Annotated in this window: 17 protein-coding genes; 4 read left to right on the plus strand and 13 right to left on the minus strand. The window is 69.4% G+C overall.

The genetic code is table 11. The features are described from left to right. Positions 1-11: 11 nt before the first annotated feature. The 11 genes from AOZ06_RS38660 to AOZ06_RS38710 form a co-directional block, all read right to left on the minus strand. The gene (locus AOZ06_RS38660; RefSeq protein ID WP_054293904.1) at positions 12-986 is read right to left on the minus strand and encodes a hypothetical protein; all 975 of its coding nucleotides are present in this window, start codon (positions 984-986) and stop codon (positions 12-14) included. A gap of 13 nt (positions 987-999) precedes the next feature. After that, on the minus strand, positions 1,000-1,410 hold the full coding sequence (locus tag AOZ06_RS38665; protein ID WP_054293905.1) for a YbaB/EbfC family nucleoid-associated protein: 411 nt from the start codon (positions 1,408-1,410) through the stop codon (positions 1,000-1,002). Between the two features lie 112 nt (positions 1,411-1,522). Further along, complete coding sequence (locus AOZ06_RS38670) at positions 1,523-4,807, minus strand: right-handed parallel beta-helix repeat-containing protein (protein ID WP_054293906.1); 3,285 nt, start codon at positions 4,805-4,807, stop codon at positions 1,523-1,525. Beyond that, a complete protein-coding gene (locus AOZ06_RS38675) occupies positions 4,804-7,401 on the minus strand; it encodes a hypothetical protein (RefSeq protein ID WP_218921848.1) in 2,598 nt (865 codons plus the stop codon). Before AOZ06_RS38675 ends, AOZ06_RS38670 begins: the two co-directional genes overlap by 4 nt. Positions 7,402-7,405: 4 nt before the next feature. Further along, positions 7,406-8,755, minus strand: a complete 1,350-nt coding sequence (eccB, locus tag AOZ06_RS38680; protein ID WP_054293908.1) for a type VII secretion protein EccB — start codon at positions 8,753-8,755, stop codon at positions 7,406-7,408. A gap of 9 nt (positions 8,756-8,764) precedes the next feature. After that, positions 8,765-10,165 (minus strand): type VII secretion integral membrane protein EccD, encoded by a 1,401-nt coding sequence (gene eccD / locus AOZ06_RS38685; RefSeq protein WP_054293909.1) that lies wholly within the window; start codon positions 10,163-10,165, stop codon positions 8,765-8,767. Beyond that, positions 10,162-14,139: a type VII secretion protein EccCa gene (gene eccCa / locus AOZ06_RS38690; protein WP_054293910.1), complete on the minus strand. Its 3,978-nt coding sequence runs from the start codon at positions 14,137-14,139 to the stop codon at positions 10,162-10,164. The genes eccD and eccCa overlap by 4 nt, the downstream gene beginning before the upstream one ends. A gap of 31 nt (positions 14,140-14,170) precedes the next feature. Then, a complete protein-coding gene (locus tag AOZ06_RS61510) occupies positions 14,171-17,164 on the minus strand; it encodes a hypothetical protein (RefSeq protein WP_054293911.1) in 2,994 nt (997 codons plus the stop codon). A gap of 58 nt (positions 17,165-17,222) precedes the next feature. Beyond that, positions 17,223-18,035 carry a hypothetical protein gene (locus AOZ06_RS38700; RefSeq protein ID WP_054293912.1) on the minus strand — a complete coding sequence of 271 codons (813 nt, stop codon included), beginning with the start codon at positions 18,033-18,035 and terminating at the stop codon, positions 17,223-17,225. Positions 18,036-18,115: 80 nt separating this feature from the next. Continuing rightward, the gene (locus AOZ06_RS38705) at positions 18,116-18,415 is read right to left on the minus strand and encodes a WXG100 family type VII secretion target (RefSeq protein ID WP_054293913.1); all 300 of its coding nucleotides are present in this window, start codon (positions 18,413-18,415) and stop codon (positions 18,116-18,118) included. A gap of 65 nt (positions 18,416-18,480) precedes the next feature. Continuing rightward, a complete protein-coding gene (locus tag AOZ06_RS38710; RefSeq protein WP_083472210.1) occupies positions 18,481-18,804 on the minus strand; it encodes a WXG100 family type VII secretion target in 324 nt (107 codons plus the stop codon). Positions 18,805-19,053: 249 nt separating this feature from the next. Here AOZ06_RS38710 and AOZ06_RS38715 point away from each other — a divergent pair, with 249 nt between their 5' ends. Genes AOZ06_RS38715 through AOZ06_RS38725 form a run of 3 tightly spaced genes read left to right on the plus strand, consistent with a single transcriptional unit; the run spans position 19,054 to position 20,760 of the window. Then, positions 19,054-19,461: a CAP domain-containing protein gene (locus AOZ06_RS38715; RefSeq protein WP_225953002.1), complete on the plus strand. Its 408-nt coding sequence runs from the start codon at positions 19,054-19,056 to the stop codon at positions 19,459-19,461. Positions 19,462-19,507: 46 nt separating this feature from the next. Next, entirely contained in the window at positions 19,508-20,305 is a 798-nt protein-coding gene (locus tag AOZ06_RS38720) for a thymidylate synthase (protein WP_054293915.1), read from the plus strand. Beyond that, positions 20,302-20,760 (plus strand): dihydrofolate reductase, encoded by a 459-nt coding sequence (locus AOZ06_RS38725; RefSeq protein ID WP_054293916.1) that lies wholly within the window; start codon positions 20,302-20,304, stop codon positions 20,758-20,760. The genes AOZ06_RS38720 and AOZ06_RS38725 overlap by 4 nt, the downstream gene beginning before the upstream one ends. Before the next feature lie 87 nt (positions 20,761-20,847). Here AOZ06_RS38725 and AOZ06_RS38730 read toward each other — a convergent pair whose 3' ends face one another. Further along, complete coding sequence (locus AOZ06_RS38730) at positions 20,848-21,867, minus strand: SMI1/KNR4 family protein (protein WP_054293917.1); 1,020 nt, start codon at positions 21,865-21,867, stop codon at positions 20,848-20,850. A 412-nt stretch (positions 21,868-22,279) separates the two neighbouring features. Between AOZ06_RS38730 and AOZ06_RS38735 the strand changes: the two genes are divergently transcribed. Then, positions 22,280-22,840: a hypothetical protein gene (locus AOZ06_RS38735; protein ID WP_054293918.1), complete on the plus strand. Its 561-nt coding sequence runs from the start codon at positions 22,280-22,282 to the stop codon at positions 22,838-22,840. A gap of 13 nt (positions 22,841-22,853) precedes the next feature. Here the strand turns inward: AOZ06_RS38735 and AOZ06_RS38740 are convergent, their stop codons facing one another. After that, positions 22,854-23,879: an AAA family ATPase gene (locus AOZ06_RS38740; RefSeq protein WP_054293919.1), complete on the minus strand. Its 1,026-nt coding sequence runs from the start codon at positions 23,877-23,879 to the stop codon at positions 22,854-22,856. Between the last annotated feature and the right edge of the window lie 2 nt (positions 23,880-23,881).

Here is a 23,881-nt window from a genome sequence, read left to right on the forward strand (position 1 = left end):
GCCTCTCGCGGCTACTTCTCGTAGCGGTAGTAGCTCGGTTTGCCGTCGCTCCGGAACTCCATGAAGACCTGTTCGTCGTACGGTTTTTCTGCCGCGTCTGGCCTCTCCGTGACCAGGAAGAGCCGCTCCCTGCCGTCGGACGGGTACGGCGAGGTCACCTTCGGGTCGTTCGGGTCCTGCAACGTCAGATCGCCGGGTTCCAACGGGGTGATGCTGGAGTAGCGGTCGACGCCGAGCCGCACCACGCCGCCTGGCAGTTCGGTCGCACTGACGATGCGCTGCCCTGGTTGCAGCGGGCGACCGCCGAACATGGGTTGCTCGTTCTCGCGCAGCGCGCGCATTCCCAGTGCGGAGATCATCTCCGGTGACCGGGACCGCAGGTTCTCCTTGTCGATCCCGTTCAGCGGGTAGGAGCCGGGAAGAGGCCGCTGCGACCGCACGAACTTCGCGTTCCCGAGCGGTTGCCTGCCCCTGTCCGGCTTCTGCGCCGGGGTGCCCTCTTTGGCCGGTGCCCAGCCGCCGCCGTCCCGCGCGACGACTTCCTTCGGGGACGCCTTGTCGAAGAGTGTCTTCTCACCGGCGACGTACGCCACGTCGAGGTGTGTCTTCTCAAAAGGCACAGTGCCGTCGACGTTGCGCTTGGTCGTGTCGCCGCTGGGGCCGTTGAGCGAAGCTGTCCTGAACTTGTTCGTCAGCAGCTCGGCCTCGTCACGGGCCGCGCCGTAGATCCGCCCGTTCTCGTTGAGGCCTTCGCCGACGTACCCGACCCGCTTGGCCTGCCCGTTGACCCCGTTGAGGAATATCTGGTGCCCGTCCTGGAAGTTCTGGTAGAACTCCTTGCCTTCGTCGTCGTCGCCGAAGCTCGCGTAGTACCGGTACCCGAGATCGCCTGTGATGCGTTTGAGCGACTCCAGCCGCTCCTTGACGTAGTCGTAGCCCTCACCGGTGCGCCCCAGGCTTTCGGGATCCACCCAGAACTGGTTCATCCTCGTCCTCCGCTCAGCCTCGGTTCAGCCGTTCCCGCAGCAGTGCCGGCAGCCTGGACTCGTCCGGCGCCAGCTTCTCCGCGCTGACCTTGCCTTCCAGCACGGCCTTGATGTCCAGGCCGGGCGGCATCATCGGGGTCATGATCTCGGCGAGCTGGTCGTTGAGCTTGCCCCGCGCGTCGGCGATCGTCTTCATCACCAGCTCGGACAGCTCGTTCTTGGCCAACCGGCGGTACGCGCTGGACAGGAAGTTCAGCTCCATGAGCGTGCCCTGCGGGCCGAGCGTCACCGACAGTTCGCGGCGCGGGGACACCGCGGTCGCCGTGACCTCGTTGATCCGCTTCTGGTTCTCCGCGAAGTTCGTCATCTGTCGTTCGAACTCGTTGCGCAACATATCGACGTTGCGGCGATCCACTCCGGACATGCGACCTCCTGACAGCGTTCCGGGACCAAGTCAACGTCACTTCGGGTGTCATCTCGCTGAACGAGGACACAACAGGGGCTGTCCGGGCAGCACGACTGCCCGGACCGCCATCTCAGCCGACGGACGCGAACCCTTCGACCGCCGGGACGAGCCCGGCCAGGCCGGTCACGTCGGCGACGGCCAGGGTCCGTGACGCGGCCAGCCTGGCCAGGTGCCTGGCGAACTGGTGGACGCCGTGCACCGTGCTCTCGCCGGACTGCTCGATGTGGGCACGGATCGCGCCGCGCACGTCGTCGGGAACCTCGTGGCCGCGGTCGCGCAGGTAACGGACAGCGACGGTGGCCAGGTCCAGGCTGGTGTACCCCTCGATCTCCCACCACTGGCCGAAGCTGTCACGCACCTGCGGCACCCGCCCGAACAGGCGTTCCACGCCCGCGCGGGTTCCGGTCAGCACCACGACCGGGTCGGCGGTGTGCTCGCGCAGTGCGGCCAGCAGCGCTTCCGCTTCCTCCTGCTGCGCGTCCCCCGCGGCGTCGGCGTCCACCACCAGAACGCCACCTCGTGCGTCCTGGAACGCGCTACGCGCCAGCGTTTCCGCCTGTCCAGGCCATTCGGGGCGCAGGTCTTCGGTGAGTGACGCGTGCACCACCTGCCCGATCGCCACCAGCCCGAGTTCCGACAGGCCCTGGGCGTAGAGACGGGCGAGCTCTCGCCTGCCGGTGCCCTTGGGGCCGGTCAGCACCGCGTTGCCGTACTGGCCGAGGGCCCAGCGCTGGTTGCGGCGCTCGCACAACGAGACCAGTGCAGCGACAGCGGACTGACGTGGCCGGTCCATCCCGATCAGCCCGGACAACCGCCGTCCCGCGAGGCTGTCGCGCACCGCTGAGGCGGGATCGTCGGCGGGGTCGGAGGACGTCGCCGCCTCGACCGGCATCTGCTCCAGCATCGCGATCTGCGGCGCGAGGTCCTCCGCGGTCAGCCTGCTGAAATCAGCGCCCCGGGTCGGCGGGGCGACGGCCAGGCGGGACGCCTGGGTGGAGATCATCGCCTCGAACAGCTTCCGCGCCACACGGCCGTTGCCGAACGTCTCGCCCTTCGGCACCCGCGTGAAGTACTCGATCAACGCGTCCACTGCGTCGTCGGTGAGCTCGTAGTAGTGCTTGCCGCACAGGTTGCTGGTGATCGTGACCAGTTCGTCCACGCTGTAGTTCGGGAACTCGATCGTCCTGGTGAAGCGGGAGGCCAGGCCGGGGTTGGACTGGAGGAACTTCTCCATCAACTCCGAGTAGCCCGCGACGATCACCACCAGTTCGTCGCGGTGGTCCTCCATCATCTTCATCAACGCGTCGACGGCTTCCTGGCCGAAGTCCGGCCCGACACCCCCCGTCGCGGCGGTCAGGGTGTAGGCCTCGTCGATGAACAACACCCCGCCGAGCGCCTTGGTGACCAGTTCGGTGGTCTTGATCGCGGTGGAGCCGATGTACTGCCCGACCAGGTCCGCGCGCGCGGCCTCGATCATGTGCCCGCTCTTGAGAATGCCGAGTTCACCGAGGACGGCGCCGTAGAGCCGGGCGACCGTGGTCTTACCGGTGCCGGGCGGGCCCGCGAAGACGAGGTGCCTGCTCATCGGCGGCATCGGCAGGCCCATCGCCTGCCGCATCTGCGAGGTGCGGATCAGGTTGATCAGCCCGCGCACCTCCTGCTTCACGCCGTCCAGGCCGATCAGCGAGTCGAGCTCGGCCAGCGGCCCGTCCAGCACGGCGCCGCCCGCCTCACGCAGGCTGGTCTCCGCAGCCGGTGCAGCATGCGCTGGTTCGTCCCGAGTGGACGGTGACGCGGTGCTCGCGCCGTCGGTCACCAGGTTCTCCACCACCGTCCGGTCCTCGACGGACGGACGCCGCACCGCCGCACCACCGCTGTTCTTCACCACACACTGGCTCAACCGCACCGGTTGCGTGGTCTCCAGGTGCACGCCGTTCTCGGCGCTGTCCAGCACCTCGCACTCGACCAGTTCGGCCTTGCCACCGTCGGCGACACGAATGCCGTGCCTGCCCGCGCCACGCACCCGACAGCGAGTGCCGGCCAGCCTGCCTCCGTTGGCGACGCTGACCCCGTCGGCCACCGCGTCGACGATCTCGCTGTCCCTGACCGTGACCTCGCCTGCCCCGACGTCCACACCGCCGCCCCGCAGCAGGGACGACGTCAGTTCGGCGTGGCCGGCGCCGGTGAGCACGACAGCCGCCTCAGCGGCTGTCGTGATCCGCACGTCGGTGAGCGTGGCACGAGCCGATTCAGCCAGTTCCAGCGCGGCGGCGGCGCCCATTTCGATGGCGGCGTCGTCGAAGACCACTGAGCCGTCGCGAACCAGCAGGCCGGAACCTTCGGTCGCGGACGCTTTGAACCGGGCGAAGCGAGCGGTCGCCGTCGTGGCCACAGTCGCGATCGCCTCGGTGGAGCCACGCACCGAGGTGTTCTCGAAGTACGGCGACGCCTCGGCGTCCACGACGATCCCCAGCGGGGAATCCTCGATGGTGCACTCGATCAGCCGCGGCGCCGCCTGGCCTGTCACCTGCACTCCGCAGCGGCCGGCCGAAGTGAACGAGCACCCGCGCAGCAACGGTTTCGTGGGACCCGCGATGTGCGCGGACTGCGCGGCGGCAGAGCGAAACCTCGACTCGGTGATCGTGATCGAGCCGCTGCTGGTCAGGTACAGGTCGACGTTCGCGCCGTCCCGCACGGTCAGGTCGTTGATCGTCAGCCTGCCCTGCTGCTCGGCCACGACCGCGGGCTTGGCCGCCTCGCTGATCGTGCCCTGCTCGATCACGCACAGACCACGCCCGTTGACGCAGACACCGTTGCCGCCCGGCCGGCGCACCTCGACCCGGCGCAGCGTCAGGAAACCGTCCTCACCGACCACCGCCGCCGAAGAGGCCACATCGGACACCACCGTGTCCTCCACCGTGCTGGGGACCGCGGAGGTGATCACGATCCCCGCGCCACCCGCGTTGCTCACCTCGCAGCCGCGTGCGGCCAGCGAACCAGTTCCCCGGGTCAGCAACGCCGCCCACGACGAACCCGCGATCCGGCAGCCGTCCAACGCGATCTCACCACGCCGGACGTCCACCGCCGCGACCTCACCGTCGCCGCAGGACAGCCAGAGATCCCGCAGCTGCACGCCTTCCGAGTCGACGATCAGCACACTGTCCTTGGCCGCGTACACCTCCACCGTGCCCGCACCCGCGTCAGCGGTGATGCTGACCGTGCGGGACACGACGAGGTTCTCCTCGTACCGGCCGGGCCGGACGCTGATCGTCGCGCCGTCGCGGGCCGCTGCCAGCGCGGTACCGATCGTGGGATAGGCGCCTGCGCGGTCACCGCCCACCACCAGCAGATTCATCGGCCGTCACCCTCTCCGACCAGACCCGGCATGCCGCTGAACCGCGCGGCGGCTGACTCACCGACGGTGCCCTTGGGCTGCGCGGCGTCCCAGCGTTCGATGCAGCGGCGCAGCGAGGCGAGCCCCAGTTCGTCCAGCGACGCCCGCGCGTCCACGCGGCCGTTCTCGTCGATCTCGGACGCGGCCAGTTCACGCAGCAGGATCCGCCCACGGGTGCCGTCCGGCCCTGGCTCCACCATTTCCAAGAGCTTGAAGCTGGTGCCGGGTACGAACACCACGCGGTTGTCGACTTGGTCGTCGCCGCCTGGTTCCAGCAGCTTCGTCCGCCGGGCCGTCATCGACCACACGAGCACGTCGGTGTCACCCAGCTGGTCCGGGCTCGGCTCGGTCAACGCGTGGATGAAGCTCCAGTCCGTGATCAGACTGCGCTGCCGGTACAACTGCCACTGCGGCTCTGTCGGTGACGTGGTGAAGATCGTCGCGCCACGGTGTGACGGCAGCCGCGTCAGCCCTGAGACCACACAGCGGGCGAACGGCACGTGCGGTCCGTTCGCGGCGGTCCGCAGGGCCTGGTCGATCGACTCACCACGGCCCGAAAGGTAGAGCTGCACGGCAACGGTGTCGGCCAGCACGTCCGCCGAGGAGCGGGCGTCGCCCTGGAAACCCGGGTGCTCGGACAGAATCCGGGACACCGAGTGCGCCATCGTGTCGAAGTCGCGGCTCAACGTCTTGCGCAACCACGCCCGCTCCTGCGTGAGGTCGTGCCCCGCCAACGCGGAGGCCGCCTGCCCCGGGGTCGGTTGCCGTCGCACGGACTGTTCACGCGGTGCCGGGGGTGTTTCGTCCTTCGGCGGGGTCGCGGCTGGTTGGTCGGTCGCCGCGGGCGCCTTGCCGGGCGGTACGGGCGGCGCCGGGGCGTCGAAGCCTGCCCCGACCGAACTTTCCAGCCGGATCGCCATCGCCGACGCCGGGCCGGTCACCGCGGGCGGCTCCGGCGCCGCGGCGACGCTGTCGGCAGCGGGCTTCTCGGCAGGTTTCTCGGCGGGTTTCTCGGCGGGTGCCGGAGAAGCGACTCCGGGTGGCGCCGCGGCCACCGTCGTCATCGCGACCGTGCGCTCGGCCGGGCCCTCGTCAAGGGCGCTCTCCGTGACCTGCTTCGCCACGACAGCGCTCTCGGTCACCGACCTTTCGGCCAACGGGCCGTCGGCCGCGGTCGAGGAGTCCGCCAGCACGGCGGTCAGCTGAACGGTCTCGGTCGCCGACCACACCGGTTGGTCGGCGCCCGTGTCCAGTTCGCCGCGCGCGGGGCCGATGACGCGCACCACGCCCCGGCCCAGTTCCGAGGCGGGCACGAGCCGGCAACGGACCCGGGTCGCGGGATCCAGCCGGGCGAGGACGTCCTGCGCGAGCAGCCGCATCCGCTCGGACAACGCCTTGTCGGTGGCGTCGAAGGCGAGGATGGCGACGTCGTTCTGCCACGGTTCCGCACGAACCGCGTCCGCGTTCTGCGGGTCCTGCCTTGGCCGCATCCACAGACCGGACTGCACGACCTCGAGCACCGCGTCCGGCGTGTACCAGTAGGTCGCGGGCGACACCTGCTCGATGCCCTCGACGGGCACGCGGTGGCTGAGCAGCTTCGGTGTGACGTGGAAATCGGGCTCCGACTTCGGGGTGTAGGCCACTTCGCGTGCGAACGGCTGCCACCCCAGACCGCCGTCCTCGCAGACGGTGTAGACGGCGGGGACCGCGGGCGAACCGACCGGCATGCCCGGGTAGCAGACCACCCGCGTGTCGAGCAGGTCCGCAAGCGCTTGCCCGAGGGTGTCGCCCGACGGGAACGCGACCGGTCCGTACCGGACGAACCGCACCTTGGCGCGGACGTCGTCGTCGAGGCGCTGCCAGAACCGGGACACGTCGTCGAGCGACAGCGCGGGCATGCCGGGGCAGCCGAGCACGATCGTGAGCGAGTCCGGCTGGCACGGCATGCCGCGCACCAGCTGCGACCAGTGCCCGCTCAGGTCCGCGTCACCGGCCGCGGGGTGGATCCACGCGCCGCCGGGGATCGGGTCGGCCATCCCGGCCGAACTGGTGGCCCACGCGTCCACGGCGCCGGAATCCCACGAGGGACGGGGATAGCGCTTCGCGTCCCACTCCGGCGCGCGGCCGGGGCGGAACTTGACCCAGCCGCTGCCCTTGCCCGAGTGCACGAACAGCGTCCCGCCCGCGCCGCGGAAGATCGCGCCGTCCGGCGCCACGACTGTGCGGCCGATGCGTTCCGAGAGCCACTGGCCGGTCAGCGCGGTGGCTTCCCGCGACCGGCCGCCGATGATCAACCGGACCCCGCGGCGCCGTCTCGGCAGCAGCGCGGCGACCGAGTCCCACGCCGCGACAGGCAGTCCGGCCGGCAGGTCGACGACGACCATCTCGTGTTCGGTGTCCGGTGCCACGGACATCGCCAGCGCCTGCGCTTCCGCGGACATCCGGTCCTCCGGACACACCACGAGCGCGTTGCCGACCGTGTGCTTGGCCAACGAGAACCCGGCGTCGCCACGGCGGCGTCTGCGCAACGGGGTCAATGGGGACCGTGCCGACATCAGTTCATCCCTTCTCGCTGGCGGCCGCCGCCGCCTGGCTGAGCACCGGACCACTCGGCACCGCGGCGAGCATGTCGCCGGCCATCGGCCGCACCGGTGCCCCGGCGAACCCCAGCGCCTTGATCGAGTCGTCGTCCGGCATCAGGTACTTGCGGCCCTCGTCGGTGATCAGGTACCGGTCCGGCACCTTGCGGCCCGCCGGGATCGGCAGCGCTCCGACGATCACGCCGGTGCCCGGCCGCACCCGGACGCTGTTGCCCGCGACCACACCGCCCGGTGCGATGGCGATCTGGCTTTCGACCTGGGCGCCGACCGCCGTCTGCCGCAGGCACAGCGTGTTCCGGCTGTGGTCGAACCACCGCGAGCCGCTGAGGTCGGGCAGTCTCTTGAGCAGCGACTGGTCGCCCGACCGCTGGGCCGACGCGATCGCCGCCGTGTCGATGCGGACCGGTTCCGGCGACGTGCCCGCTGCGGAAAGCAGCGCGAACTCGGTCCTGCTCAACGGCGCGAGGCCGTCCGGGCGCAGGACGAACCACTCCGCGTCGCCGTTGGCGGCCTGGTGTTCGAAGAGCTGGCCGATCTTGCGTGGCTGCCCGCCGACCGAGCCGCCCGCCGAACCGGCCCTGTCGACAGCGGCGGGGGCGAGGCCCGGGCCGTTCGCGAGGGCGTCGAGCCACGACTGCGGCGCGGGCACCGGCCGTGCGGTCGCCATGCCCAGCGCGACGGTGACGACCGGGTCGTCCACTTTGAACTTGGTGCCGTTCCAGATCACGTACTGGGTTCCCGCGGCGGACTTCACGAGCATGTAGCGGTTGCCCGGCAGCGGAACGGACGGGACAGCCCGGTCGAAGACGATGCCCGGCGCCCGGTCGGCGGGCACCGTCTCGTCGTTCGAGCCCGGCAGGCAGGCCAGCCAGTCCGACACCGACATGTCCTGTGTGGACGGCAACGCCTGCGGTGCGCCCGGGATGCCGAGCATGGCGCCCCTCGGCGCGGCGGCAAGCGAGGCCTTGGACACGTACGCGACCTTGCCGCTGGTCCCCAGCAACCTCGCCGACGCGTAGTTCATCGTCGGGTGCAGCCTGCCGTTGACGTTGACCAGCATGATGCCGGTCTCCTTCTCCACGACCATCGCGCCTTTGGCCTGCCAGTCCTTGTTGCCACCGGGCACGAGCGCGCCGTACGCGACGAAGCCGATGGCGATCAGCACCGCGAGCAGCACCCCGACGATCATGCCGACGATCGCCCGCCGCGCGGGGATCTCGGGGCTGGCCGGGTCGGCGAGGACGAGCGCGGAGCTCATCCGGCCCATCATGAACTGGTAGGCGTTGAGGTGGTCACGCTGTGTCTGCATGGCCCGCCCTCACCCGAACAGTCCGCGTGCCCACGCGTACACACCGAGCAGCTGCAGCAGCAACGGGATGATGGCGAGAGCCGTGCAGGTGTCGAAGATGTTCGCCAGATGGCCCCACACCGGGAGCATCCGGCGTCCCACGGGCCGCAGCACCACCTGCATCAGTCCGTACAGGATGACGAACAGGCCGACCAGCAGAACGATCCGCCAGCTCGGCGTGAACATCCGCCCCAGATCCAGCGCCACCAGGCCCAACCCGACCGTCCCGGCCACCACCAGCGAAAGCCGTTGCCACACACCGAGGAAGTTGCGGGCGCGCAGCAGCACGGCGCAGGACACGACGGTCACCATCGTCCACCCGATCCATCCGGGCTCGGCCATGACGAACGGGAACGCCGCGACGAAGACGGCGCTCGCGCACACCATCGTGACGCTGACATACCGGTCGGCCGCCGCCGTCCGCACCGCCACCTCGTGGGCGGGCGCCGGGTCGACGTCCTGCTGGAGGTCCTCGGCGTTGCGCGGCAACTGCGGCCCACGCAGGTAGGCGATCCGGATCGTCGTCTTCGGCGACCAGATGACCACGCCGAACATCACGGTGGCCAGCACGCCGGCGACCTGGCTGACCGACCACTCGAACCCGAGTCCCATCCACACGCCGCAGATCGTCGCCACCGCGACCAGCAGGACCGTGGCGAACGGGGCGAACGGGATGCCGTTGGCGGCGAACTTCCGCAACGCCAGCAGGACTGTCGCCGTCACGGCCGCGCCCGCGGCGCCGACCAGGATGCCGATGGGCGTCGGCGACGCCGCGTCCGGTACGCCGTCGGCCGCGATCATCCCGGTGAGACCGGCGAAGACGCACGCGGCCAGCCCCCACAACCGGGACAGCGACAAGTCGTCGAGCGTTCGGGCGACCACGGCGGAGATGATCACGAACACCGCGCTCAGGCCGCCGGCGAAGCCCGCGTGCAACGCGGTCGGGCCGTCGTCGAGCAGGATCAAACCGACCACCGCGACGAGCACGCCCGACAGCACCTGGAACAACACGTGGTTGAACTCGGGCTTCCACCGGTCACCGCGCTGCACGACCGTGGTCGCGATGCCGTCGGCGAGGTCGTCGAAGTCCAGTGCGGGCAGCGGGTTGTCGGCGGGGCGCAGGTACAGCTGCTCGCCTTCGAGCCAGTCCAGCGTCTCCGGCGTGCCGTCCTGGTCGAACGCGGGCCCGCCCAGTCGTTGCAGCACCCACGAACCCTGGTCGACGGGGATGGGCTGCTTCTTGCGGGTGTGGCTCAGCAACACCGGCACCAGATCGGCCACTGTCGACGACACGGGCACCGCGAGGTCGACCTTGCCATCGGGCCCGAAGACCGTGATCCGGCACAGCTCCGCCAGACGCGCGCTGGTCACGAGCCACTCCTCTCATACGCGTCGACCGTCACCAGACCGGTCTGGATCAGGCCGATTCCCCGTCGGGTGACGAGCTGGGCGCGGCCGGCTGGCAGTTTGCGCGGTGGCGCCTCCCCGAGGAACTTCCCTTCCTCCTTGGGGTACGACAACAGCACCCCGGGGGTGCCGAGCTCCCACAGCCTGCGGATCACCGGGTCCATCATGGCGCGCATCGCACCGGACGTGCTCCTGGCGATGACCAGGTGGAGTCCGATGTGGACGCCCTGCGGGATCATCGACAGCAGCGGCTCCAGCGGCGAGGCGACGCCGCCGCGGCCGAGCAGTTCGTAGTCGTCGACGACGAGGAACACCTCGGGCCCGCTCCACCAGTCCCGTTTGCGCATCCGCTCGGACGTTATGTCCTGGCCGGGCACCCGCTTGGCCATCGACCCGGCCGTCTGGTTGGCCAGGTCGAACAGGGCGTCGGCGCTGAACCCGTAGCCGACGCCGTACTCCGCGGGCACTTCCCGGTCGAGGTCGCGGCGCGCGTCGCCCAGCACGATCTTGGCCTGGTCCGGGCTGTAGTGGCCGCGGATGGACCGCAGCACCAGCCTGAGCAGGTTCGTCTTCCCGGTCTCGCTGTCGCCGAACACCATCAGGTGCGGGTTGGTGAAGAAGTCGTGCCACACCGGTTGCAGGCGCTGTTCGTCGTAGCCGATGCAGACCTGGAACTCCCGTCGCGGCGCGGGCAGATCCGCGAAGGGCAGCCGGGTCGGCAGCATCCGCACCGGCGGCGCCCCGCGCCCCGGCCAGAACGCCCGCGACTCGCTGGAGAGCGCCTTCGTCGCGTCGGCCAAGTCCTCGACCTCGGACGAGCCGTCCAGGCGCGGCAGGGCGCCGATGAAGTGGAAACCTTCCGCCGTCATGCCGCGGCCGGGCTGGTTGGGCACGGTCGCGGCCTTGCGCGAGCCGACCTCGGACTCCATCGAGTCACCGAGGCGCAGCTCGAACTTCGTGCCGAGGAGGTCACGCAGCCACGGCCGGATCTCCGACCAGCGCGTGGCGCTGAGCACGACGTGGATGCCGAACGACAACCCGCGTGAAGCCAGCTCGCCGATCTTGGTCTCCACGTCGGGGAAGTCCTGCTTGACCGTGAACCAGCCGTCCACGACGAGGAAGACGTGCCCGAACGGGTCGTCGATCTCGCCACGGGCGCGGGCCGCGAGATAGGCCGTGATCGACTCGAACCCGTGCGTGGCGAACAGGGCTTCCCGGCGTTCGAGCAACTGGTCCAGCTCGGCGATGGTGCGCACGACCCGGTCGTGTTCCATCCTGGTCGCCACCGAACCCACGTGCGGCAGACCGGACACCGACATCAGGCCACCGCCGCCGAAGTCCAGGCAGTAGAACTGGATCTCCTCGGGGGTGTGCAGCAGTGCGAGCCCCAGCATCAGGGTCCGCATCAGCGTCGACTTGCCGCTCTGCGGCGCGCCCGCGACACCGACGTGCCCGTCGGCACCGGACAGGTCGGCGACCAGCAGATCCCGCAGTTGCTCGTAGGGCCGGTCGACGACACCGACCGGGACGCGCAACGCGCCCCGGCTGCTCGGGTCGTCCACTGTCATCCCGAGCACGGGATCCGGCACCACCGACGGCAGCAGACCGTCCAGGCTCGGGGCTTCCGACAGCGGCGGCAGCCAGATCTGCCGTGCGGGCGGACCGGCGCCCTTCAACCGGCTGATCAGGACGTCCGCGACGGAGGGCGCGTCCGGCGCGACCTCCTTCTCGGGTTTCGCCTCGGGCTGTTCCGATTCCTCTCCGGTGAACCGCAGGGCGTGCAGCGTCGGATACGGCTGCGTGCGGAACGGCACGACTTCGCTGTGCGCCTTGCTTTCCCCCGTGACAGCCGGGCCGTCGCCCGGCGCGCACGGGCCGGACACGTAGGCGCCCTTGAACCGCACCAGGTTCGTGTTGTCGAACTTCAGGTATCCGTTGCCAGGGGCGGAAGGCAGCTCGTAGGCGTGTGTCGCCCCGATCACCGCCCGCGACTCCATCGACGAGAACGTCCGCAGCGCGATCCGGTACGACAGGTGACCCTCGACCCGGTGGATCCGGCCTTCCTCGAGGCGCTGCGACGCGAGCAGCAAGTGCACCCCGAGGCTGCGGCCGAGACGACCGATCGACACGAACAGGTCCATGAACTCCGACTTGCTCGCCAGCAGCTCGCTGAACTCGTCCACCACGACCAGCAGGTCGGGGAACGGCACCAGCGTGGCCCCACCCGCGCGGGCCTTCTCGTACTCGAAGGACGACGGGAAACCACTGGCGCGCAACAGCTCCTGCCGACGCACCAGCTCGCCGTTGAGCGCGTCCTGCATCCGGTCGACCAGCGGCAGCTCGTCGGCCAGGTTGGTGATCAACGCCGACGTGTGCGGGAGCTTGTCCATGCCGATGAAGGTCGCGCCGCCCTTGAAGTCGACCAGGACCATGTTCAGGATCTCGGACGAATGCGTGGCCGCGAGCGCGCACACCAACGTGCGCAGCAGCTCGCTCTTGCCCGAACCGGTCGCGCCGATCAGCATGCCGTGCGGGCCCATCCCGGCCTGCGCGGACTCCTTCAGGTCGAGTTCGACGACCTCGCCGTCCTCGGTCACGCCGATCGGCACCGACAACCGCGACCGCTGGGCCGCGCGGGTGCGCCACTTCGCGGCGACGTCGAACGTGTGCGGGTCGCGGATGCCCAGCAGGCCGGTCAGCTCGAAGTCGTTGTCCAGCGGCTGGTCCACGATGTCGACCGCGCCGCTCGTCCGCTTCGGCGCCATCAACCTGGCCAGCGCCTCCGCCTGCACCGGGCTCAGCTCGTCGCGTTGCGCGGTCCCGGTTTCCTCGCCGGCGGGGAACTGCACGTCGTCACCGTCGACCGTCAGGCGCAGCACCTTCGGACCGCCGGGCATGTGGCCGGTGACGTCCAGCAGCACGACGTTGCGCAAGCCGCCGTTGAGCAGCCGTGATGCCTCGGGGATCTCCACCGCGTGCGCCACGACGACGATGAACGGCTCGACGACACCTGGTTTGCTGCCCGGCTCGTGGTCCGCGCGGTCGGTGATGTCGTCGCCGAGCACGTCCATCAGCTCGTCGTGGTCGCAGGCCAGCATCCGCAGCGGGCCCGCGGTGTCCATCGCGGTCGGGTGGGCGTTGTGCGGCAACCACTTCACCCAGTCCCACTCCGGCTGACCGGCCTCGCTGGTCAGCACGGCGACCCGCAGTTCGTCCGGCGAGTGGAACGTCACCAGCTGGCCGACGACCGCGCGGACCAGCGCCACGGCCCCGTCCCGGTCGCCGGCGAACTCGACGCTCGTGAAACTCCGCAGCCCCACCGAGATCGGGATACCCGACACCGTCCGGTACGCCTCACGGAAGCGCCGCAACGAGATCGCCGACAACGGCTCCAGGTCCTCGATCGGTTTGGTCGACGGCGCCGTGTACTCGATCGCGGCCGCCTGCGTCCCCAACCCGATCCGGGCGCGGCCGAAGTCCTCGTCGCCGGCCCGGCGCTCCCACAGCCGCGTGCTGTCCACAATCGACCAGAGCCAGGACGGCGACGGGTGGTTCCACACCACCGACTGCCGCTGCTGGTCCGCCGCCAACCGCGCTTTCACCCGCAACTGCGCGATGTAGCGCAGGAAGTCCCGGCGCTCGGACTTCATCTTGCGCTTGCGTTCCGCACCCGCACGGCCGATCTGGCTCAGGCCCATGGCCAGCAGACCGACACCCATGGCGCCACCGATCATGTACATCACCGACGACCGGGTCGACGACGCGAACAGCATCACCATGGCCATCGAGCCGATACCCATCGGCAGGAACATGGCCGCTGAGCGGAAGTCCATGGCCGCGGGTTCCGCCATCACCGGCGGTTCCTGCAGTTCGACCTCGCCCTCGGGCATCTGCGGTCCGGCGGCCCGCGGTGGCCGCTTGACCGTCACGGTGCTCATGGTTGTGCCTCACTGTCGTCGGAAAGCCGTGTCATCCGATCACTCCGGACGGCGGCACGGCGGGCCCGCTGCCCCATGCGGTGTCTTCCCGCACGAGCAGGTCCGCGCTCGATCGTTCCTTCTTGTCCTCGTCGTCGCCGTCGCCCTCCGCTTCGGCGGCCTCGGCGTCCGCCTTGGCCTTGGCGCGTGCCGCGTCCCGCTCGGCCAGTTCCTCGGGCGTCATCTCGGGGCCACCGCACATGAGCGGCCTCTGTTCCGCCGGCATCGCGCTGTTCCCGGCCCACTTCGCGTTGCGCCACGTGTCGTAGCCGGCATCGGGCCGCGGTGTGCCCTCCCACGGTTCACTGTCGCGAAGCGTGTAGTCGGGAGCTTTCCGGTCACCTTCCCGGTCCTCGCCGGCAGCCGCCGCGACCGGGAACGGCACCAGCCACGGCAGGCCGCCCGCGGGCACGTCCCACGCACTGGTGTCCTCCCCGCCGTCCGGCCGGATGACCGGAACGTGGTCGTCCAGTGGCTCGGCGGGCTCTTCCTCGGCGGGCTCTTCCTCGGCGGGAACGGACGCCGCGACCGGCACCGCGCCGAGGGGCAGCCAGCCCCGCTGGCCGGCCACATTGGACGGTGTGCTGTCCGGCCCCGGCCCACCGGCCACGACGCCCTTGGGGGCGTCCGGCTCACCGGCTTTGGTGCCGTTGCCGTCCCACGGGTGGTCGCTCGTTTCGAGCAGGCTGGACGCGTCCGGCCGCTTGCTGTCCGGACCGCCCGCACCAGCCGGGCCCACCGGCGGCACAACTGGTACGGACGCCGCACCACCAGGTGCCTTGGGCTCGTTCACCTCGGAACCGTTGCTCAGCCACGGGTTGTGACCGGTGTTCAGCAGCCCGGAGGCATCCGACCGCTCACTGCCCTGATTGCCACCACCCGCAGGCGGCTGAACCGGCGGCACCATCGGCATCCCACCAGGCGGCACCTGCGGCCCAGCGACCTCGGACTTGCCGCTCTGCCACGGCTTGTCACCGCCGTCCAGCAACCCAGAGGCATCCGAACGCTCACTGCCCTGATTGCCACCACCCGCAGGCGGCTGAACCGGCGGCACCATCGGCATCCCACCAGGCGGCACCTGCGGCCCAGCGACCTCGGACTTGCCGCTCTGCCACGGCTTGTCACCGCCGTCCAGCAACCCAGAGGCATCCGAACGCTCACTGCCCTGATTGCCACCACCCGCAGGCGGCTGAACCGGCGGCATCATCGGCATGCCGCCAGGCGGCACCTGGGGCCCGCTGACCTCAGGACCTTCGCTCTGCCACGGCTTATCGCCACCGTCCAGCAACCCGGAAGCATCCGAACGCTCATTACCCGAACCCTGACCACCAGCAGGCGGTTGCACCGGCGGCATCATCGGCATCCCACCAGGAGGTGCCTTCGGTCCGCCGAGCTCGGGCTTGTTGCTCTGCCACGGCTTGTCGCCGCCGTCGAGCAGGCCGGAGGAGTCCGACCGCTCGTTGCCCTGATTGTTGCCACCCGCGGGCGGCTGGACAGGCGGCATCATCGGCATGCCGCCGCGGTCCTGGTTGCCTCCTGGCGTCGGGCTGCCGCCGGGCGGCGACCACTGGTTCGGGTTCGACCCAGGCGGCGGCTGGCTGCCGGGCCCCTGGCCGACCGGGGGCGGCGGCGCGCTGCCGCCAGGCGGCGGCGGGACTTTGCCACCGGGCGGCGGCACCTTGCCAGGCGGCGGCGCGTTGCCCGGCCCTTTGCCACCACCTGGGTTCGGTGGCTTGGACCCGCCAGGTGGGGGCGAGGCAGGCGGAGGCACCGGAGGTGGCGCCACGGGCGGAGGCGCACCGGGGCCCTTCGGTCCGTTGCCGGGCGGTGGGGCGTTGCCCGGAGGAGGCGGCGGGTTCTTGGCCAGCGGAGGGGGCGGCGGGTTCTTCGCCTGCGGCTGCGGGACAGCGGGGGGCGGCTTGCCACCGGGAGGTGGCTCCGTCTGGGCCTTCACCTGCGGCGGCGGCTTGGACCCACCAGGTGGCGGCGCCCCGACGGGCGGCGGCGCGCCGACTGGCGGCACCGGCGGCGGCTTCGACCCGCCGGGCGGCGGCTGGGTCTTGTTGTCCGGCGGCGGTGGCGGGTTCTGCTTGTTGACCGGTGGTGGCGGCCCCTGCTTCTTGTCCGGTGGTGGCGGGCCGTTCTTCTTGTCCGGTGGTGGCGGGCCGTTCTTCTTGTCCGGCGGCGGCGGGCCGTTCTTCTTGTCCGGCGGCGGCGGGCCACCCTTCTTGTCCGGCGGTGGTGGGTCCGCCATGGGCGCCGTGATGGCAGTGATCTGCTTGGCCGCGCCGGGTTCGAATCCGGCGTAGTGCCCGGAAATGGCCTTGATGATCTCCCGCATCGCGTTGTTCATCATCTCGACGAGTTCCGGATCATCGCTGATCTTGACCAGCTTGTTGTCCATCACGACGTCCGACGCCTGATCCGCGCGCCACTTGGCGACCTGGGCGTAGTAGCGGTCGATCTTGTCGACCTCGTTGCGGGCCCAGTCCAGCCACTCACCGTCGTTGTAGAGCTGGTTCACGACCTGGTGGGTGGAGTCCTTGCCGGCGAACCGGTCGGCGTTGGCCTTGATGTTCTGCGACAGGGTCTGCATCTTCGCCAGGAACTCGGCCGCGGCCTTGCCCTTCCACGAGCCGTGCTCACCGGCGACGGACTCCGCCTGCGCCCAGAGGTTCTCGGCGACCGAGTGCATCGTCTGCTCGACGTTGGAGAAGATGTAACTGGCCTGGTAGAGCGTCCGCGGATCGACGTTCTTGTAGGCCTTCTCCCACAGCGCGTCGCTCGACAGCGCGGAACCGCCCCACAGTGCGGCCTTGATCTGCTTCCAGTGCCAGGTGGTGACGCTGTCGTTCTCCGATGAGCTCTTGCCGTCGGGATTGACGAAAATGGCGTGGTCGTCGACCGAGTCGGACTCGAAGATGCCGCTGTCGAATCCTTTCGCGCCGCCCTTCTCGACCTTGTTGCCTTCGGGCACGACCGTCACAACTCCCTAGGAAAACGCGCCTGCACAGAGCCCCAGTTGCGGAAAATCCCGGTTGGCCTTACTTCGGCTTACCCGTGTTGTTGTTGATGTAGCTGAACGGCTCGTTCATGAGGACAGTGAGCTTGTCCGCGGTGAGACCGTTCAGTTTCTCGACGGTGTCGTACTCGCGGATGACCTTGTCGATCGCTTCCTTGATCTGGCGGAACTCGATCTCGAGGTTGGTCATGTAGCTCTCGCTGTCACCTTTCAGGCCGCCCTTCTTGTCTCCCGTCCCCGCGGCGCCGTTGACCGCGTCGCGCAAAGCGAAAGCGGTGGGGAAAGCGCCGGGGAGAATGTGCACGTCCTTCAAGTTCTTTCGCGAGGTCTCGACCATGTCACGCAGCAGGAGCATGTTCTCGCCGAACTTCTTCAACGACGCGGTGTTGACGCTGACCGAGTCCTTCCCGCCGTGCTTGCCGTCGGCACCGCCGGGCACCGGGGGCGGCTCACCCGGTTTGATCTTGTACTCCTCGTGCTTGGTGTGGTCACCACCCAGCTTGCCGTCGTCCTCCGGGGTTTTGTCCTGGTCCGGCGGCTTGACCTCGCCGTCCGCGTCCCGGTTGAACAGCGGGTCGTTCTTGTGCTTCTCCTTGACGTCGAGGTACTTCGACCACGCCGCGTCGGTCTCCGGGAAACCGCCGCCCCCGCCCTCGCCGCCGGACAGGACCGCCATGCTGCCGTAGGCGTGCAGCAGGTCCCGGTCCCGCTCGGTGAGCCACCCCTTCTCGACGTAGACATCGATCTTGTCCCACTCGGCGAACTGCGGTGCCTGCTTCCAGGCGTCGCTCGCCAGGAAGTATTCGAGCCCCGTCTTGCCATCAGTGTTACCCACGGCACCTCCCTGAGGTCGTCAGCCCCGCGCGGGGCCACCGGGTCCGCGCCGCCCGGTGGCCCACCCGCGTGAGAAGGGGATCAGCCCCTCGAGTTGTTCCAGATCTGCTGGGCGCGCTGCTCGGTCGTGCCGTAGTTGTCCGAGATGGACAACAGGGTCTGCCTGCCCGCCTCGAGGTAGACGGGCATCTGCTGCGCCTGCTGGTTCCACTCGGCCTTGGCGGCGTAGTACGCCTCCCGCGCGGCACCGGTCCAGTCCGCCAGCGTGGTCTCGACCTGGCGCTCCATGTCGGCGAGGGCGGTCTTCACCCGGCCGTTGATCGCGTGCATCTCGTCGAGGGTCAGATCCGCGACGTTGAAGTCGAACCTGTAGTCGGACAACCTTCATTCCTTTCCAACCGACCCGCAAGCCGGGCGATGACGAATTCGAGTCCCGTGTGGAGCGGTCAGACGCCGGGAAGGGTCGAGGCGAAGGACTTGGCCGAGTCGGCGGCGTGGTCTTCGGCGGCGACGTAGTCCTTGGTGTTGACCCCCATGACGTCCATCATGTTGATCAACTTGTTGATGATCACCTGGAACGACTTCTCCCAGTTGTCCATCGCCGAGTTGAAGTTGGTCGACGCCTGGCCGGTCCAGCTCGTCTGCAGGCTCGCCATCATCGAGTTGACGCGGCCGAGGTCCTGGGTGAACTCGGTGGCGCGGTCGCCGAAGATCTGCGCGGCCTGCTGCATACCCGGCTGGGTGGTCTGAACCTGTGGAATGCCTGCCATTAGGGAACTCCTCCGGTAGTTGGCGGACCCACGCGCATTGGCCGGACGGACCAACCCCCTGGCCGTGGGCACCCACCAATCTGACAGCGGACCGCCCGGCCGCCCAGCGAAGCCGCCGTCCTCTGCCCGAACGGATCTCAGGGTTGCCCGTTCTGACACGCGCGGGCGCCGCCCCGCGACCCGGCGCCTGAACAGGCGTTACACATATGGCAGCATCTGCCCGAATGGATCGTGAGGTGTCGAAGACGCATGGCCATGAGCGCCGTCCGCGACTCGGTCCGGATCCAGATCGAGAACAAGGTCGTGTCGCTGGTCAACGCCGAACGGGCCAAGCGCGACCTCGGCCGCCTGCGGATCGACGAACGGCTGCGCCGCTGCGCACGAGGGCACAGCGCGGACATGGCGGAGCGCGACTACTTCGCGCACCAAGGCCCGCGAGGCCTGTCGCCGCTGGAGCGGATGCTGGCAGCGGGCGTCGAGGAACCCGCCGGGGAGAACATCGCCTGCGGCCAGGAGACCCCGGCCCAGGTCGTGCACGCCTGGATGCAGAGCATCCCGCACCGCCGCAACATCCTGCACAAGGACTTCGGCACCATCGGCGTCGGCCTCCACGTCAGCGGCGGAGTCCCATGGTGGACCCAGAACTTCGGCTACTAGACCACACGGGCGGCTGCGTTCCGGCTGGTCAGTTAGGCTCGCGGGCATGCCGAACACGCAGTACGAAGACCTGCTCCGCCACGTGCTCGAGACGGGCACCCGCAAGCAGGACCGCACCGGCACCGGCACGCGGTCGATCTTCGGCCACCAGCTGCGCTACCGGCTGTCGGACGGCTTCCCGCTGATCACGACCAAGAAGGTCCACTTCCGCTCGATCGCGTACGAGCTGCTGTGGTTCCTGCGCGGCGACGCGAACGTGAAATGGCTCCAGGAGAACGGCGTCACGATCTGGGACGAGTGGGCGGCGCCGGACGGCGACCTCGGCCCGATCTACGGTGTGCAGTGGCGGTCGTGGCCGACGCCGGACGGCGGGCACGTCGACCAGATCAGCGAGGTGCTGCGCACGCTGCGCGAGAACCCGGATTCGCGCCGGATCATCGTGTCGGCGTGGAACGTCGCCGACATCCCGCGGATGGCGCTGCCGCCGTGCCACGCTTTCTTCCAGTTCCACGTGGCCGACGGCAAGCTCTCGTGCCAGCTGTACCAGCGCAGCGCGGACCTGTTCCTCGGTGTGCCGTTCAACATCGCGAGCTACGCGCTGCTGACCCACATGATCGCCGAGCAGGTGGGCCTCGGCGTGGGCGACTTCATCTGGACGGGTGGCGACTGCCACATCTACGACAACCACGAGGACCAGGTCCGCACGCAGCTCGGCCGTGCCGTGCGGGAGTTCCCGACGCTGAGCCTGAAGCCGGCGGACACGCTGTTCGACTACACCTACGAGCACATCGCGCTCGACGGCTACGACCCCCACCCCGGCATCAAGGCACCGGTGGCGGTGTGATCGGCCTCATCTGGGCCCAGGCGGCAGGCGGCGTCATCGGCCGTGACGGCACGCTGCCGTGGCACCTCCCGGAGGACATGAAGCACTTCCGGGAGCAGACCGCGGGCGCGACCGTCCTCATGGGCCGCCGCACGTGGGAGTCGCTCCCACCCCGGTTCCGGCCGCTGCCGGGCAGGCGCAACCTCGTGCTGTCACGTACGGCGCAGGAGGGCGCGGAGACGTTCCCCGGCCTGCACCAAGCCCTCGCCACGGTGTCCGGTGACGTGTGGATCATCGGCGGCGCGGCGGTGTACGAGGCCGCGCTGCCGCTCGCGGACAAGATCGTGGTCACCGAGATCCAGGAGTCGTTCGACGGCGACACGTACGCGCCCGAGGTGGACCGTGAGCCGGACGTCACCGGCGCGTGGCAGGAGTCGTCCACCGGACTGCACTACCGGCTGCTCACCTGGGGTTGAGCGCAGGCGACCGGTGCCGTCAGTGACGGACATCACTACAGTTGCCGGTCATGAGTTCCCCGGTGTGACCACGAGGTCGCCCGCGGTTCACCCGCTCCTGGGGATCGACAGCAGCTCACGGCCGCGCTCACGGGTCAGCACCGCGGCGAGCACCGGGTCGGCGAGCAGCGTGACCGGGGCGATGTGATCGGCGGTCCGGGGACGCCAGTGCGCCATCGCCGCACGCACCGACTCCCACAGCGAGTCCGGGTCGTCGGCGTACTCGGCCAGCGCACGTTTGATCATCGCGTCGAACTCGGGATTGCCGAAGTTCACCGGTGTCTGCTCGTGGCGGATCCGGCCTGCGTCGACGGCCTGCCGGATCTCCTGCCGTCCGACGACGAGCAGCGACTGCAGAGCGGAACCGCGGTAGGGCGGAGTCGCGTCGTGCTGCACCAACAGCCACGGCAGGAGTTCGTCGGTGAACACCGGGTCGGTCAGGAATCCGTCGAGCACGAACTCCGGGTGCAGCAGCCGGCTGAGCAGCATCCCGGCTTGGTAATCCATACCGAGCAACAGTTCGAGCTGCACCCGCAGGACCGTGGCGCGGGTCCTGCCGAACTCCTCGGCCTGCGCGAGCACCGCGGCGGCACCGTCGACGTCACCGGCGAGCGCGTCGAGGCGTGCCTGTTCGACTTCGCCGTCCCACGAGTCGCGGGTTTCGCCTTCGGGCTGGAGCATCTGGTGGAACTCGGCGTACAGGTCCTCCATCAGCGCGGTGAACGACGCGAATCGCTTGACCGGCTCGGCTTTCCACGTGAACAGGCTGTAGGCCGCCCACTCCCCCGCCTCGTCGACGTCGCCGGGGTCCAGGAACAGGATCCCGGCGTCCGCATCGAGCGAGATCAGCAACCCGCGACTGAACTTGTTGTCACTGCCCGCATCCGGGTCGTCGAGGTCCTCCCACCCCTCCCAGTGCGGCTCGATGTCACGCAACCACCCGAGATTCGTGGTGTCACGCATGCGCCACACGAACATCCCGGCATCGCGCCACCCGTCGGTCGTCAGCAGGAACTCCCGGTAGGACGGCGGCAGCCGCAGACCGAGCCTGTCCTCCGTCGCGGTCACCGCCGCAACCACGTACCCCAGTTCATGGCGGCCATTATGGCGGCACCGACGACATCCCGACCTGACAGGTCGCTCAGTCGAATTTCACCAACAAACCGGAAATGCCGCCACACCCGACCGGTATGAGAACGCAACCGGCGCACCTGTCACACCGATCGGTATCCGGCCGACAGTTTCATCAGCGGTTCACGGCCCGCTGACAGTCGAGTCCGGAAAGAGGCGATCACGATGACTGCCGTTTCGGCATATCAAGAGGGCGTCGAAGAAGTGCATTCCGCTGCCAAGCGACTCCTGGTGGCGGTGAACGCCGGGAACCGCGGCAACATCGACACGGCGGCTGCCGAACTGCTCGACGCGGCAACGACCTCGGCCAGACGGCGTTGGGCGGATTCGCGGAGATCCCGGCCGAAAAGTGAAGTCGTTGTTCACAACCGCGCTGACGGCGCTGCCGGCAGGGGTCTCGAGATGGGTCAAGCTGGCACTGGAGGCCATCAAACGAGGGGTGGAGAAGTTGCTCGCGCTCGTCCCGGACGGCCTCGAGCAGAAAATTCGCGACTGGGCGAAGGAATGGTGGGACGACCACTCCGTTTCCGTGGGTGACGCGTTGATGCGGCGCATGTCGTCCGCCCAGGCACTCCTCGCTGATGTCGCGGCTTTCCCGGCGAAGCTCGCGCAGGCCAACCCGTCGGCCGAGGTTCTCGACGAGGGCGCTCGCAACCTCCACAAGCTCGGCAAACACCACGCCAGGATCGTCAAGTTCGTCAACGCCATCATGAAGGTGCTGGCGAAGCTGGTCGCCTCGCTCGGCGGGCTGTTCAAGGCCGCGGCAGCCTGCATCCTCGCGGCGGGCGGGCTCGGGGTGACCATCGCGCTGGGCTACGGGATCTGGCTTGGCCGCGACTACCTGGACAGCGGGTCAACGCTGCAGTACATCCCCGGCGTCCGGCACGTGATGCAGACGGTGGCCGGTTGACGTCGGTCGGCCTTCACGTATCGACGTGTGTGCGGACTTCTCCGTCGCGCACGTCGGCGTGCACGGTCACCGGATCCGAACTCGTGCCACGGGCTCGCAGGACCGCGATCGCCACGGGTTCGGCCAGCGTCGTACGGATCGCACGCCGCAGCGCGCGTGTACCGTAGACCGGGTCGAACCCGCGAGCGAAGACCAGGTCGGCCACGGCGCCGGTCACCTCCAGCTCGATCTTGCGCCTGCTGAGACGGCGGGCCAGCAGGTCGATCTCCAGCTCGGTGACCGCGTGCGCGGTCGTGTGGTCCAGTTCGGTGAAAACCGCGGTCTCGTCGATCCGGTTGAGGAACTCCGGGTCGAAGAAGTCACGGATCGCCGCTTGGAGGACCGTCCGGTCCCCGCGGGCGGCCAGGCGGGCACCGGCACGCCCGCGTCGCCACCAGACGCGGCCGCGGCGGGCCAGCTGGGCCGACCCCAGGTTGGACGTCATGAACACCAGCGTGTTGCGGAACGAAAGCGTTTGCTGCCCTGAGGCCAGCCGCAGCGTGCCGGAGTCGAGCACCTGCAACAGTGCCCGCAACACCGTCGAGTGGGCCTTTTCCACCTCGTCGAACAGCACGATCCCCGGCCGGTACGCGTCACCCTCCACAGTGGTCCGGTCGAACAGGCTGTATGCCTCTTTGCTGCCCGCGTAACCCGGTGGGGCGCCGGAGAACGAGGCCGCGTAGTGCTCCTGCGCCAACGCGTTCATGTCGATCCGGCACAGGTCGTCCGGTCCGGCGCGCAGCTCGGCAGCCACGCGCCGGACCAGTTCCGTCTTGCCGACGCCGGTCGGGCCGACCAGCAGCAGGTTGGCCAGCGGCCGGTCGGGGTCGTTGGCGCCGACCGCGCTCAGCGACAGCGCCCGTACCACGGCGGCGACCGCCGTGTCCTGGCCGAGTACGCGGGAACCGAGCCGTGCGGCGAGGCTGTCGGGGTCGAAGTCGCGCCGCGGGGATTGCTTGTCGTTGTTGCGGCTCTGGTGCTGCTCGGCGAGGAACGGCATCG

It is taken from the genome of Kibdelosporangium phytohabitans, from assembly GCF_001302585.1.
Taxonomy (GTDB): Bacteria; Actinomycetota; Actinomycetes; order Mycobacteriales; family Pseudonocardiaceae; genus Kibdelosporangium; species Kibdelosporangium phytohabitans.